At 43.1% G+C, this 14,288-nt stretch carries 10 protein-coding genes; 4 read left to right on the top strand and 6 right to left on the bottom strand.

Annotated features, from left to right (window positions below):
• Window positions 1-151 precede the first annotated feature (151 nt).
• Both ED652_RS02405 and ED652_RS02400 read right to left on the bottom strand, forming a co-directional pair.
• Window positions 152-484: a DUF1971 domain-containing protein gene (locus ED652_RS02405; RefSeq protein ID WP_102299240.1), complete on the bottom strand. Its 333-nt coding sequence runs from the start codon at window positions 482-484 to the stop codon at window positions 152-154.
• A 56-nt stretch (window positions 485-540) separates the two neighbouring features.
• The gene (locus tag ED652_RS02400; protein ID WP_122053386.1) at window positions 541-1,344 is read right to left on the bottom strand and encodes a ferredoxin--NADP reductase; all 804 of its coding nucleotides are present in this window, start codon (window positions 1,342-1,344) and stop codon (window positions 541-543) included.
• A 355-nt stretch (window positions 1,345-1,699) separates the two neighbouring features.
• Between ED652_RS02400 and ED652_RS02395 the strand changes: the two genes are divergently transcribed.
• Entirely contained in the window at window positions 1,700-2,644 is a 945-nt protein-coding gene (locus tag ED652_RS02395) for an acyltransferase (protein ID WP_122053385.1), read from the top strand.
• 110 nt (window positions 2,645-2,754) lie between these two features.
• On the opposite strand, the gene ED652_RS02390 is transcribed toward ED652_RS02395, so the two are convergent.
• The 3 genes from ED652_RS02390 to glgX form a co-directional block, all read right to left on the bottom strand.
• Window positions 2,755-3,477: a tRNA (adenine(22)-N(1))-methyltransferase TrmK gene (locus ED652_RS02390; RefSeq protein WP_122053461.1), complete on the bottom strand. Its 723-nt coding sequence runs from the start codon at window positions 3,475-3,477 to the stop codon at window positions 2,755-2,757.
• A gap of 132 nt (window positions 3,478-3,609) precedes the next feature.
• Window positions 3,610-5,352, bottom strand: a complete 1,743-nt coding sequence (locus tag ED652_RS02385; protein WP_122053384.1) for a diguanylate cyclase — start codon at window positions 5,350-5,352, stop codon at window positions 3,610-3,612.
• Window positions 5,353-5,615: 263 nt separating this feature from the next.
• Window positions 5,616-7,589 (bottom strand): glycogen debranching protein GlgX, encoded by a 1,974-nt coding sequence (gene glgX, locus ED652_RS02380; protein ID WP_122053383.1) that lies wholly within the window; start codon window positions 7,587-7,589, stop codon window positions 5,616-5,618.
• Window positions 7,590-8,023: 434 nt separating this feature from the next.
• Here glgX and ED652_RS02375 point away from each other — a divergent pair, with 434 nt between their 5' ends.
• From ED652_RS02375 to ED652_RS02365, 3 genes are all read left to right on the top strand, one after another.
• Window positions 8,024-9,427 (top strand): carbohydrate porin, encoded by a 1,404-nt coding sequence (locus ED652_RS02375; protein WP_122053382.1) that lies wholly within the window; start codon window positions 8,024-8,026, stop codon window positions 9,425-9,427.
• Between the two features lie 75 nt (window positions 9,428-9,502).
• On the top strand, window positions 9,503-10,369 hold the full coding sequence (locus tag ED652_RS02370; RefSeq protein WP_122053381.1) for a MalM family protein: 867 nt from the start codon (window positions 9,503-9,505) through the stop codon (window positions 10,367-10,369).
• Between the two features lie 115 nt (window positions 10,370-10,484).
• Complete coding sequence (locus ED652_RS02365) at window positions 10,485-11,312, top strand: alpha/beta hydrolase (RefSeq protein WP_122053380.1); 828 nt, start codon at window positions 10,485-10,487, stop codon at window positions 11,310-11,312.
• A 115-nt stretch (window positions 11,313-11,427) separates the two neighbouring features.
• Here the strand turns inward: ED652_RS02365 and ED652_RS02360 are convergent, their stop codons facing one another.
• A complete protein-coding gene (locus ED652_RS02360) occupies window positions 11,428-14,283 on the bottom strand; it encodes an amylo-alpha-1,6-glucosidase (protein ID WP_122053379.1) in 2,856 nt (951 codons plus the stop codon).
• Between the last annotated feature and the right edge of the window lie 5 nt (window positions 14,284-14,288).

Raw genomic sequence — 14,288 nt, 5'->3', positions numbered from 1 at the left:
TTGTCCAGTGTGCTAGAGTTTTTTTGTCTTGTCTATCACCATTAGTCACTGTAATTACTATGGTTATTTGGTCTTCTATCATCACTTTTTGAACATCGGAAATCACACTACGAAGTAGCTTGCTTATAAGTTCATCAATATTGAATGGATCTTACTTTCGGGTGTTGAACATCTTCTTGGTCTCTTTTTCTGACCAAAAGTTAATGTTGAATTGCGCGTCGTCACTCAGTTCCACTCGATGCCAATATTGAGGTGGACTGGTGGCAAATTGCCCAGCTTGGATTTTGGTCACACTTTCTGGTTCTGTTGCGTCGGCATCAGCAAAACCATAGAAGGTGACCGTCCCCTCCATTACGCAGATCTGGCCGAATACGCCTTCTGCGGTGTTGTGGTGATTAAGCAATGCAGCCGGTATGTTGTCTTTGGTGAAAAATGGCGTTGAACGTTGAATTTTCCAGTGTGACGGAATACGTAAATGACTCATATAAAACCTCTTTTCGAACTGTGTTTTTACTTATGTATTGAAATTAACAGTCAGGATTACCAATAGTTTTCGCTACTAAATTGACCTGGCTTCTTGCGTAAGTGTTTTTGTAATCCCAATGATATTAGTGCTTCGCTCGTGTCTCGAACCATTTGGGGATTACCGCAAAGATAGAAGAAACTATGTCTTTGGTTGATAGTGATAGACGAGGCTCGTTCAAGGTCGCCTCCAAGTAACAAGCTTGGGATTCGTCCGCGCAAAGTTCCGGTGACTGATTCTCTAGAAATAATTGGCACATACTTAAGTTTCCCCTGAAAGTGTTCAACGAGTTGATTGATTCGATCTTGATACGTGAGGTCTTGCTCTGTTCTTACAGCGTGAACCAGCACAAGGTTGTTGAACGACGTTGTTTTTTTGAAATCTACTTTGCCTTGTTGTTCTATCAACAGGCTTTCGAGCATAGAGATAAAAGGGCCTACGGCCGTTCCGGTTGAAAGCATCCATAGATCATCTGCGATCTCTGGGATCTCCTCTAATGTCATGAACCCACTTGGGTCTTTACCGACAAAGATGTCGTCGCCTACCTTCAATTGATGAAGTTGAGGAGAGAGCTGACCGTTTTGATCCTTAACAATTAAAAACTCAAGCGACTGATGACCGTGTTCGTGCTCTGGCGCATTCACCATTGAGTAAGCACGTCTAACAAACTCACCTTCACTGTTAAGTAATCCCAGCTTAGTGAACTGCCCTGCTTGGTAGGGCGAGACTGGCGCACTGACTTGAAGAGAGAACAGTTGCTCCGTCCATTCGGTCTTGTGTACGACTTTTCCGGTTACTAAGCCATGAGGAATATCTGTCATATCATCACCTTTATTTAGAGAAGTTATCTCATTAAGGATACTCAACTATCTTACTTTTTGGAGTTGCATGTACCATGCCAATAATGAGAATGGTTATCAATACTGTATTTGTAAAGGGAATTACTTTCAATAGAGTCAAAAGTACTTGTATAGGTAAGTGTCCTAATGACTCTTAGTGGTCTTTTTGTTTTCATTTAAAGGTTGGGTCGTGGTGACTTGGTTATGGCTAGTTTTTAACTGAGCTTGATCAAACTCAATGAGTGGTTTGACCCTTGAACGATTCCACCAATAACTGAAGAGAATAATTTACAGATGAGTATAATGGCGGCTTTCGATCTCAATATAGCCTTGTTTTATGCTTGATAATCTTCGTATGGTCTTGAACGTTTTGTTCGTGACAATCAATACTGCTATGACGGCTTTTACCGTCAGTTTCTTTGGCCTCATCAAACTGATTCTCCCGATACATCCGGTTCAAAAAGTGTGTACTCGTTTAGCCAATTTTACGTTCTGGTGCTGGGCTTCTCTTAACTTATGGATGCTTAACGTTAATAACGATATCGAGTGGCAAGTTGAAGGCGGGGAAGATATCTCGACCAAGCAGTGGTATTTGATGATGTCGAATCATCTAAGTTGGGCGGATATTGTGATTTTGTCTTCTATCTTAAAAGACAAGATGCCGATGACCAAGTTCTTCCTTAAGCACGAGCTGTTGTACGTGCCTTTTGTTGGCTTGGCCTGCTGGGGCTTGGATATGCCATTCATGCGACGTCACTCACGCGAGTTTTTGCTACGCAACCCAGAGCGTCGTAACGATGATTTCGATGCAATCAACAAAGCGTGTACTAAGTTCAAGCTAGCGCCGACAACATTAGTTAACTTTGTTGAAGGAACGCGTGCTAACCACGAGAAGCTATCGACAGTGAAGACTCCTTATCGACACCTACTAAAACCGAAAACCGGCGGTGTGGCGTTTGCTCTATCTGCAATGGGCCCAATATTAGATGGTATTGTCGACGTTACTTTGGCCTACCCAGAGAATCAGACTTCTCCGTTTGAAGACATGCTGAAAGGTAAGATGAAGAAGGTGGTCGTGCGTATTAAATTGCACCCAATGGATGAGAACGTCAACGGCAATTACTTTGAAGACAAAGCGTTTAAGCGCCGTTTCCACAGTTGGTTGAACAACACGTGGAAAGAGAAAGACGAGTATCTCGATACGGTTTATGGGGTTGATACGCCCTGCGAGGTTGAAACGATTGATGAGCCTGATGCGGTTCACAAGAAACAAGAGCAGTAAGCTCAAACCAAATTGATAGCAATAAAAAAGCCGATAGTTCACTGAACTATCGGCTTTTTTATTGCATTGGGTGTATTAGAGGTAAGCGATAAAGTTAGTACTTACTACAGTCAAATCGCTTGGTAAGCATTAATGATGTGTTTGACTTCGCTAGGCTTACCTTGCTTCTCTTGTCCTTGATGGATACGTAAGTAGTGCTGCAATGTTTTGGCTTTGTATTGCTGTGATACCTTCATTTTCTCATCACTACATGGTGTCCAGATCTTGTCACCGACGTTTGATATTTCGCTAACGTTTTGGCTTTTTTCTGCATCACCTTGGTTATTACTCACCAATAAAATCTCGTAGTAACGACGGTTTTCTTCAATCAACACTTCGTCAATAAGGCCGAACTTGAGCGCTTTTAAATGGCTTCTTAGTTCGAATTGCTGATGCACTGGGCAAAGCAAAAAATCAATATCTTTGTCTGGATGTTGGCGATGAATGTCGTCGACGAGCTTTTGAGTTAGATCGCCACCTACACCTGCAATAATAACGAGGTGTCTGCCAGTGTGCTTATCCAGCGGAATGGCTGTGACATCTAAACAATAGACTGTCCACTGACTCTGCTTGTGTTGCTCAACGTTGTTATCTTGAGGAAAATAACGCGTTAACTTGCCTTCAAGTTCGTTCATCAGAGACGGGACGATATCGACAAAGTGAATCTGAGGGGCTTTGTTATCCGACAACAATTGAACACCCAAGAAGCCGTGATCACAGCAACAATCCCAAATGTGTTGGTAGTCATTGCTGACAAGAGAGTGGAGAGTTTGCAGTCGGTTGCTGAGCTTCATAAGATTCGTGTCGTTAGAAAGTGATAGGGCGTTGTCGTATCGAAGGCGCATTGTAATGACTTTATACAAAAACAAAAGCACCTAGAGGTTAAATCCTAGGTGCTTTATGTGTGCACGTGAATCTGCGGCAGATTATGAAGCTTGCGCGACGGCTCTAATATGGCCTTCCACTCGGTTCTTTCCTAGCTGTTGTGCAATCAATTTAGATTGTTCAGCCAAGGCTAAGGCGGTATCGACGGCCCCTTCAACCTGCGAAAATCCAATGCTCGCACTGAGTGAGAGTGTTATCTCAGGCGCTTCGATGGTTTTGGCTGCGATGCTTAATCGACACTGATCAAGCTGATGTTTCGCGTCTTGCGCACTATTGGCCTTGAATACGATCCCAAACTCTTTTTCGTTTAAGCGAGATAGACAGATCCCTTTGGGTTTTGGGAAATGGGAACGTAAGATTTCTGCGGTTAGCTTGATCATTTTGTCGCCAATCGACTCACTATAAGCTCGATTTATGTGGTCGAAATTATCGATATCTAACAGAGCAACGTAGGTATCGGGTTCAGACGAATGTACCCGTAAAGCTTCATCAAAATGCGCTTTATTGTCGAGTTGGGTCATCAAGTCTTTACAGCTAACTTGTAGGTGGATCAGTAAATTAGATAACGATACTTCGGCGTAACTACGGATCATTCGCAGAATAGATTTATTGATCGGAAATCGACTGTTGATGTAAATCACCGCGATAAGCTGCTTACGAGCATGAAGTGGGATGCAATAGTGGCGTTGGTGGATCTTGAGTTTTCGCGCCAATACATCAGCGTATTTGCCATTTTGATAGGTTAACTGCTCTGGAAAGAAGCTGTCTGCAAATGCTTGGTCTATGTGAACAATTGACTTATTACCGTGATAATCAATGGTGCAGAACGAGTGACACTCGGCTTGATACAGGCAAAACTGAATACCGTTGTGATAGGTAAAGCTATTGATTATCGATTTTAATTGCGCTTTAAAACTCACCAGATCGTTCACTCGATTTAGCGAGGATAGTGCAGAATTAAGTCGGTGAATCAGATAGCTGGCTACAACCCAAAGCAGCATAAGCGATCCGATAACAATACCGGTCAGAGTAAACTGGTGTGAACTGGTTAGAATGTCTTTTCTATCCGTACCGGCAATGAATACCCAATTGAGGCTGTTGTCAGCGTCAAACACCGAGACTTTGAAATTATCCTGATAGTAGTACTCATGATTGCCCTTTAGTTGACCTAAAGATAGTAAGTGACTGATCCCTGCATGATAGCTGATCGATTTGGAGCCCACGCGTTTCGGGTCTGGGTGGAATACGAGTCGTTCTGTGGTTCTATCAACAACAAACACGTAGCCGTTATCGAGTGTTTTTAAGTCTCTTAAGCCTTGTGTGGTATGCAGCAAATCAAATTCTATCCATATTTCTTCATTGAGCTTAGCCACGGTATGTTTGACTGCGAACACCCAGCGGTCATCAGGCTTTTGGTAAATAGAAGAGATATAGAAATCATCGACGACGGTATCTAAAGGTTGCCATTCAATCGCTGATATTTGGCTTGCCGAGAGTGGGATGCCCCGAGTCGAGATGTAATGCTTAGATTGAGGTTGGTAACGAATAATATCGGCAAAGTTAGGTGTTCTTTTTAGAATGTTTTCACTTAATTCAACAAATTTATCGCTGTTTACTGCCCCTGTTTTTATGTCACCAAGGCTAGTTTCTAAGAAATACAATTTGCCGAAGGTCGCTTCGATATTGGACTTGATAATTGAGGTGGCAATGCGGATGTTTGAAGATGATTGAGATTCTGCTGAGTTCTCTGCTTGGCTCAATTGCGTTGCTGCGAGATAGAGCATTCCTCCGGTTAATAAGAGTACGTAAGGTTTGAAAAGCCGAATAAGTGTTTTAGGTAAAGCCATGATATCCAAAGACGTTATAGATTCATTTTTATAGTACGGCCATACTAAACAGTTTTCGTAATCACATCAATGCAAATGATTCCATATAAAAGGATGATTTCTGTGATATTCAGCTAACAAAAAAGCCAGCTATAAATATAACTGGCTCCTATGGTTTTTGATGTTTTATTAAGCTGACTGAGCTTTTAATTTAAATCAAATCAAATCAAATCAGTCTTGTCTGGTGAATAGTGCAGAATCGCCATTGAAGTCGGGGATAGCAGCATCTCACCTTCAGCATGACCCGGTTTTACGTTTCGTAAGTTGGTATCACAGATGGTCACCCAGTTTTGGTCTCGATCACTTGGTAACGTAAAGCGAGCTGGTGCATTGGTTTGGTTGATTAAGTAAATCAACTCATCGCCATCTTTACCGATACCTAAATGCAACGCGACGGAGCTTAAACGGTTCCAATCATCATGTTCCATGAGTGTGCCATCAACACGGCTCCAGAAGATGCGGTTAGAGTTACGCTTTTCGCCACTGAATGCCTTAATAAATGGCACCATGTACTGTTGACGTGCCGCAATCATTTCCGACAACCAACTCTTGAAGTAGGTTTTACGCTCTGAGTCTTCCCAGTTTAACCAACTGGTTACACCATCTTGGCAGTAAGCGTTGTTGTTGCCTTTTTGAGAGTGAGACAGTACATCTGCGGTCAGAATATGTGGAATACCAAAGGCGAATAACAAGCTCGCCATAAAGTTGCGCTTTTGTTTTTCACGAGTCGCAATCACTAGTAGGTTTTCAGTTTCCCCTTCGACACCATAGTTGTCTGAGCGGTTGTCACCATGTCCATCACGATTGTTCTCACCATTCTCTTCATTATGCTTGTGCTTGTAAGAGACAAGGTCTTGCATGGTGAAACCATCATGATACGTGATGTAGTTGACGGTGAGCTTGTATGGCCAATGTGCGGCGCTGTAGATGTCGCGAGATCCCATCAAGCGAGTTGCAAACTCTTTCAGGTAGCCTTGATCACCGCGCCAGAAGCTGCGAGTGATGTCTCTGAGCTTGTCGTTACACTCATTCCAACCGAGTGGGAAATTACCCACCTGATAGCCGTTCGGGCCGATATCCCATGGTTCGGCGATGAGCTTGGTTTCTTTGAGTACTGGATCTTGAGCAACGGCTTTGAAAAATGCCGCTTCAGGATTGTAATTATCGCCTTCACGGCCCAGCGTTGCTGCCAGATCAAAACGGAAGCCGTCTATTTGGAACTCACTAACCCAGTAACGAAGGGTATCCATGACTAAGTTCAGTGCTGGCTGGTGAGTAAGGTCGACCGTATTACCGCAACCAGTGAAGTTTGCGTAATGACAACCATGCTTAATGTAGTAGCGGCTATCTAGAGCTTTTAAGTTGAAGGTGGTACCACCTTCGCCGCCTTCAGCCGTGTGGTTGTAGACCACGTCGAGAATGACTTCAATACCATTACGGTGTAGCTCGCGAACCGCGGTCTTTAGCTCGGTCACGGCATCTTTCTCGGCATAACGAGGATCTGGCACCATGAACAGGTATGGGTTGTAGCCCCAGTAGTTCACTTTCCCCATGTCTAGAAGATGAGGTTCATGCATACACGCAGCAATAGGTAAAAGTTGTAGAGAGTTGATGTTTTGCTGTTTGTAGAACGCTAGCATTTCAGGGCTAACCAAGCCCATGTAACGACCTTTGGTATTGGTTGCTACCTCTGGGTGAAGTTGAGAGAGGCCTTTTACATGGGTTTCAAAAAGAACAGTATCTTCTCGGCTGATACGTGGCTTTTCTACGTCTTGCCAATCAAAGGTGTCATCAACAACCAGGCATTTTGCCATCGAAAAGCTCTTTTCACTGCTATATGGCGTGACGTAATCGAGTGGTTCGCTGATTGCTTTAGCGTAAGGGTCTGAAAGCAGGATCGGGCCTTCATCAGTTTCAGCAAGGAAACCGTATTTTTGTCCTGCTTTTATGCCTTCAACAAACACATATCTAATATCAGCGTATTCGTTGTTTAGTTTATAAGTAACAAATTCGTCATTCTCATCGAATAATGCGAGGGAGAGGGATTTACAGTCAGGAGAATAAATAGAGAAGTTACAGCCAGTGTTACCTAGCGTTGCGCCTAGCGGATAAGGGCGAGCGAGCGTTCTAGTCATTGCTTGATTTCTTGTTCGTTTATCAACATCAGTGAACTATTAGTAAAAAGCTTTGTCACAGTAAGGTCAAGCAACTTCACAGATTAATTATTGTTAAAAAAATAATTAATCGATTAGGTTCGAATTATATATTTGAACTAGATCTCATTTAATATGAATAATTAGATCTGTGTGCTGCCTACTCCTCCTAGATTAAGTGATCTAACTCCTGTAAACACCGTTCCGTATAAATTCTACTCCCTTCTCATCCCCCTTAATTTAGTTCAGGGCGGAGGAAGTCAAACTTGTCATCCCCTCTTAATATTGGCTCCGTTGAAACGAATCAGGGGAAACCCTAAACCTCTCTATCTTACGTCCGCCATAACTGCCTTTGGTTGTCGCAAGAGAGCAAAAATATAAAACCTAATAATAAATCGTCCTTAATGGAGTTAAGAATGAAAAAAGTAAGTTTGATTGCTGCAGCGGTGACTACTGCACTTATGGCTGGTTCTGCATTCGCTGAGAATGAAGTTGCACTAGATGTAACAAGCGGTGATTCGGCAATGGAAGTAGAGGTAAAAAACCCTACTGACGTTATCGCCGACGGTTGGGAAGTACATGGTTATATGTCTTCTAACGTTCGTGTAGTAGACGGTAAAACAGTAGACACTGAATTCGGTAAGCCAGATTACAAAACGGCTGGTACTCACGGCAAGAGTACAAACCAAGTTGAATTCGTAATTAAGAAGCATTCTGAATACCAAAATGGTGTTTGGGCTGATTATGTTCTTCGTACTGAGTATGGTAATGGCAACTCTTATGCATATTCTTCTGAAGGCGGGCAAAAGAAGAATGATGATTCTCAGTTCGAAGTAAAAGAAGCTTTCGTTGAGCTAGGTGGCATTCTAGGTGAAGACACTTCTATTTGGGGTGGTCAACGTTACCTAAATCGTGCTGCAGGTATCTTATCGGGTGAGTTCTGGAAACAATCATCTGGTATTGGTGCTGGTATTCAAACTAAGTTAGGTGGTAATACCGCAGGTATCGCATACGTAATGGCTGATCCTGATGCGGGTTCTGCAGATTCTTATGCAATTGACTGTAAACAAGATGACGGCACTACATCGACAAATCCTAACGACTGTAAAGTGAAGAAAAATGATGCAAAAGAAAGAGAGACTCTCTCTTCTATCGACTTGTACTACTACGGTGTGGATGCGGGTATCGGCAGCCTAGACTTCGATCTTAAATATGGTCAGCAACACATCAACGGCGGTGAAAATGAAGACGGTATCGGCGCAGCTGTAACGCTTAATTCAAGCTATTACGGCCTAGACGGTTGGACTCAAAGTGCCATTGCTTACGGTTCTGGTGTAATGAAAAACCGTGGTGTAAACTTCGGTGGTTGGTCTGGTGGTGGTGATAAAGAAGAATCACTATTCTTGACTTCTTACGGTGTACTAAACATCTCAGAGAAATGGCAGTTAGGTACAGAAGTGGTGTACTTTACTGCTCTTGACCAACTGTTTGGTGCTGAAGGTTTAACTCGTTACATGGTTGCCGCTCGTCCTTCTTACAAACTTAATGACAATGTTCGTTTGGAAGCAACTGCTTCATATGGACATGAAGAAGGCGATGAAGGCTATTGGGGTCGTACTGGCGATGCTGTAGAAAGCAACGTTCTAAACCTTGAAATTGCAACAGCATTTACTGCGAACTCTGACTACTTCGGTCGTCCACAAGTTAAGCCTTACATCAGTTACATTAAAGCTGATGATGAAGCCAGCGCAGGTATTATTGGCATCGATAACGGCGATGACGAATTTGTATTCGGTGTACATACTGAAATTTGGTTTTAAACCGTTTAAAGTAAAAGGCAGCCATTGGCTGCCTTTTTCTGTTTCCCCCAACAACCAATAGTAAGAGAGATTACAATGACAAATAAAAGCTCTATGTTAGCCGTGGTACTAGGTGCCTTGCTAAGCGGTTGTGCTTCTGATGCTCAGGTTCAAACTAAATTAGATGCTCCTACCAATGCAGAAGTATGCTGCAGCGATTTTTCGCAATTCCCATACGCACAATTGAATGACAATGAAGATTTAAAATTTGATATCGACTTGGGATCACCAGTTGGTACATTTACAACAGGCAATAGTCACTTTACAGCGTTTAGATTTAGTGACCGTTCAGCGGAAATGGTAGTGACTCTATCTAGCTTGATGATCGATGATTCGGTTTTTGCTCCAGAAGCTATACTTCTCGATGAGAACTTTAAGCCAGTGCAAACATTGAAGTTTGAAGACTTTAAAGTTCAGGCATCCGATGCGTTTACACGAACTAGTTACATTGAACGCCTACGTGTTGATGCAAGTAAAACACCTTATATCATTATCTACACTCCCGCTGATGAGCTTGGAAAAGCCGTTAAGGTTGATCACCCAGCGAAAGTTCGGGCGAAAGAGTTTGGTGAAGTGATGCCTATGGTCACTGATCCTGTATACACTAATCAACTAGGAGGCCGTTTAGAGCTTGAGGTTGAGACTCTAAAACTTCGCCCTTACCGTGCTAAAGCTGCTGTAATTCCAGTAACTGCTGTTGCCGCACCTGTGGTAGCGACAAATAACAAAGCTGATACACAGATTCGCGTACAACAAGAGACAAAAGACTTCTATTTGTCTGCTATACAAAATGCGGTTAAATCTGGTGACGTACCTAAAGCCTTAAGTTTGTTGGATGAAGCAAAGGCTCTCAATGTTGAAGGTGCACAAGAAGCCTTTGTGCGAGCCGTCAACGCAAAATAGCTTAGTAACCTAATAGATTGGTAGGCTGAGTAACCCTGTAGCTTAGATAGAACGCTCCTTTAAAGGGGCGTTTTTTATATCTGAATTTATAGACACTTCAAGTTTAGAGGTCGTTATGCAATCTGAATTGATTATTATCGATGAGTTCTTTATTCCACAGTTGAATCGAACTCGAACGCTCCGCATTTACCTTCCTGCGGGGTATCACCAAGCAGAGCACGCTTATCCTGTCTTATACATGCATGATGGGCAGAATGTCTTTGAGAAGTCTACAGCGACGTATGGGATGTGTTGGGACGCACAAACGACACTCGATGAGATGCAAAGGCTCGGTAAGTTATCCGGGTTAATTGTTGTCGCCATCGACAGCAGTCATGAGCTTGATGGCATGGAGCGTTACAATGAGTATTCGCCTTGGCGCGCTAACCAAGAGATAAAAGAGTTGGGTGTTGGTGATGAGCTACTTAAATTTGGTGGTGAAGGGGACGAGTATATAGCGTTTATCTGTCAAACATTGAAGCCTTATATAGACCAAATATACAGAACAAAGCCGAACCGAGAGTTTACGTACCTTGCTGGCAGTTCCATGGGCGGGTTAATAAGCTTGTATGGCGGCTCACTCTACCAGAATACCTTTGGCGTGCTTGGGGTCTTCTCTCCGGCGTTTTGGTTCAATAAACCCTCATGCTTCGAGTATATGAAAGAGTTTAACTTTCTGTCTCCAATGAAAATATATATGGATATGGGAACGAATGAAGCGCGTGAAGAGACAAGCGTGGATTTTGCTGACGTTTATCTGAGTGGTTCAAGGGAAATGAATACGTTACTCACTCAAAAGCCGAACGTGACGCTGTTTTATCAAGAAGGGCAAGGTCATCAACATAATGAACTGGCTTGGTCGTTGCGATTCCCGGATTTCATCGACTTTATTTTAGATAATTAAAGAAGGCCTAACTCCGTTTTGTCTTCGTAAACGGTGTATTAGGCCTGCTTTTTTATCACGTTATAGCCGTATCACTTTATACGTCAATAAAGCGATAGACTTAGTATCAGCCAAGCTAGTCCTTGGCTGCTGACAATTTTTGCTTATTGCGTTTATTAAACAAGTAGTCCTTACTCATCAAGCTGTTGTGTTGCCTTACAAAGTCGGGCTTGGCAAACTGTAAATCGCGTAAGATGGCGTTATTTGGCTTTGGTTGAATCTCAAACTGCGCTTGTTTGTCATTAACCGTGACCTGTTGTTGGTGACTGTCGGTCATGATCTCCAACGATTGTGTTAATGGTGTCGAGATTACGGCAACAGACACATGGTTTATGTCTAGCGTAAGTACCAATGTGATTTCGGGACTTACCGTACCTTCTAGATTTGACTGAATCTTGTAATGAGAAATCCCATTTTTAGATTCAAATGACAGTCGTAGCTGGTTTCCTTGACCAAAAGGCAACGAAGCCACTAATTCGCTCCAACAACTTGGGAAGTTTGGTGTTAGGTGTATCTGATTGTCCAATAAGCGTGGGCAATATCCCAAATAGTCCTGTTGCGCGTTACGAGCGTATTCTGAAACGGACCAGGCCTGAGCAAACGTCCCTGATTCTACAAGGTCGCGGTCACTATCTTGGAAAGCGTCTAAATTCTCACTCATTGTCCCTCTACAGCCTTGTGTAAGGATCTGTTTTGCCAAGTTTTTGGATAGTTGGTAACTGAGATCTTGCAGCTTAAACTTGTTGAGCGCCGTAATGGTAAAGCCCGCATTCCACCCCCAGATCGTCCCGTTGTGATAAGCCGCGTCCTTGTGGTACATGGCTTGATTATCGTGATAAGGATGAAAATCGACATGCTCTTGTTGTAAGGAGCAGATCCCCCATGGGAACAATAGCGTTTCTACCGCGTTCTTGACGATGTATTGCTCTCTTTCATTCTGATTCAGCGGACTTTTCTGAGGAATTGAAATCGTCATCAACTGATTCGGACGCACGCTATAATCAGGCACATCACCTTGCGATAAATGGTCGGCTAAGCGATGGTTTTTATCATCCCAAAATTTAGTGGCGAAACTCTCTTTCACTTTTCCTGCTTGGATTGTCCAGCTCTTTTCTGAATCAGAGTCGCCCACCAGAATAGCGAGTTGAATAGCGCAGTTTAAGCTTTCAAACCACAAAGCTTGGATGTCATTGGCTTTAGGCCCACGAGGAGACCAAGGTGTCATCCCATCAATTTTTGCATCCATCCACGTATCAGGGTGGCGATGTGCCATCAGACTGTCTTTATTCGAATAATCTTCATTCAAGCAATCTTTATTCAAGTAGTGTTTTTCGACACCCGTGATGAAACGCTTGACAGTGGGATAAATGGCCTTAGCGAACGCCACATCGCCAGAGTAGTTGATGTACTCAAGGGCTTCACGAATCATCCAAGGAGTGCCATCGGTGGTGTTATAAATGATGTTCGTTTTACTGGTCACTCGATTCGGGATTCGGCCGTAATTTGTGGAATTTTCGTCGAGCATCTGCATGGACGCAAAGTTTTCAATGATCTCTTTTGCTTCACTAAACAGCCCATTAACCAAGCTTGTGCCCGACAAAGCGATAAAGGTGTCACGGCCCCAACAGTCCTTGAACCAAGGCAATCCAGCCCATATGCCCGTGCCGAACTCATGGCTAACAAAGGTTCGGCTTGCAAGGCGCGACCACATAACCGATCGGTTGTATTCAAGGTCGTTAGTCCACAAGTAGTTATTGGTTAAGAATTTATAAATGCGTTGTTGGTGTAGTACGTGTTCGTTATTTTTTACAGCTTGATCTACTAATGAACTCGCAGCGTCGAGACTTTCAGCAAATCCTAAGTAGATCTGGAATTTTGTTTGTTTCTTCGCCGTAGTAAGCATGAGTTTTACGTTGCTCTCTGATAGCTGAACAACGTCGTCAAGTTCATGGTGAGAGTCTAACGATACCTCCTCTACATACATTGCACTGTTACTACCGACAGCTATAAACCTTGGACAGCCTTCGGGGCAAACTTGTTCGTTTAGCTCAAATATTACATTTGTGTCAGAGGTATGAGCTTTGGAATGAGTAATCGGAATGTTGAGTTCTGGGATCAGGCTTAAAATGCTTGGTGTTTTTGATGAGACCGATAAAGACACAAGCCTAGAACCTTGAATAAGGCTCAGTGATTCTTGGCCATTTTTATAATGATGTTCAATACCATAAGGCATCAGACTGGCATGTTTTGCCTCTAACTTATTATTTATCTTGCCGTTGATATAGCTGGCGAAGGTACCCAGAATCCAACCTTGATGGTGGCGATACTTTCCGCTGTTTACATAGTTATAGGTTGTTCCATGATAATAACCATCGACATTATCTCCGAAGGCAAACGGAAATGAACACGTGTCAGTGATGGCTAGTCTTTGGAACAATTGGTCATGCGGCATTGCAAAGTCAGGGTGATACCAGGTAGGTAACGCCCCTTCAACTGTGATAAGGCGAGTATCAACCAGATTTCGTTGAGGTGTTGATGAGGTACTGTATTCACCTTTGGTCACGGTGAGCGTTGGCGTCGAGGTTGTGAATTGAATTTTTAATGAGTATTGACCGGCTTCTGTGGGTGATAGCAACAGGTCATTGCCAATACCTTGCGTGTTGATGATAGGTATTGCTTGTTCGAGAGCGCAAGCCGTAGCATTACTTTCATGCCCTGAAAGCGTCCACTGCTTGGTTCCATCTAAATCGGAAATTTTGAAACGATACAGATCGGTAGATAGACATATGCTTGCTCTGTAAGAGCCGTCTTGTTCTTTAATCAGTGGGGTATCTAACCCCCAACCATTAAACGTACCTTTTAGGTAAAGAGTCGGGATTTGCATAACGAGGTAACTTCCAAAGCAAAAAAGGCACAGCATGTGCTGTGCCAAAGGGA

Origin of the sequence: Vibrio sp. Evd11, assembly GCF_900382755.1 — a bacterium.
Taxonomy (GTDB): Bacteria; Pseudomonadota; Gammaproteobacteria; order Enterobacterales; family Vibrionaceae; genus Vibrio; species Vibrio lentus.
The sequence above is the reverse complement of the archived record's forward strand: the minus strand, read 5'-3'. Positions and strand labels throughout refer to the sequence as shown.

Excerpts from the sequence above, each read along its gene's own strand:
- ED652_RS02405 (WP_102299240.1), bottom strand. The coding sequence starts at position 484 with ATGAGTCATTTACGTATTCCGTCACACTGGAAAATTCAACGTTCAACG.
- ED652_RS02400 (WP_122053386.1), bottom strand. The coding sequence starts at position 1,344 with ATGACAGATATTCCTCATGGCTTAGTAACCGGAAAAGTCGTACACAAG.
- ED652_RS02395 (WP_122053385.1), top strand. The coding sequence starts at position 1,700 with ATGCTTGATAATCTTCGTATGGTCTTGAACGTTTTGTTCGTGACAATC.
- ED652_RS02390 (WP_122053461.1), bottom strand. The coding sequence starts at position 3,477 with ATGAAGCTCAGCAACCGACTGCAAACTCTCCACTCTCTTGTCAGCAAT.
- ED652_RS02385 (WP_122053384.1), bottom strand. The coding sequence starts at position 5,352 with ATGCTCTATCTCGCAGCAACGCAATTGAGCCAAGCAGAGAACTCAGCA.
- glgX (WP_122053383.1), bottom strand. The coding sequence starts at position 7,589 with ATGACTAGAACGCTCGCTCGCCCTTATCCGCTAGGCGCAACGCTAGGT.
- ED652_RS02375 (WP_122053382.1), top strand. The coding sequence starts at position 8,024 with ATGAAAAAAGTAAGTTTGATTGCTGCAGCGGTGACTACTGCACTTATG.
- ED652_RS02370 (WP_122053381.1), top strand. The coding sequence starts at position 9,503 with ATGACAAATAAAAGCTCTATGTTAGCCGTGGTACTAGGTGCCTTGCTA.
- ED652_RS02365 (WP_122053380.1), top strand. The coding sequence starts at position 10,485 with ATGCAATCTGAATTGATTATTATCGATGAGTTCTTTATTCCACAGTTG.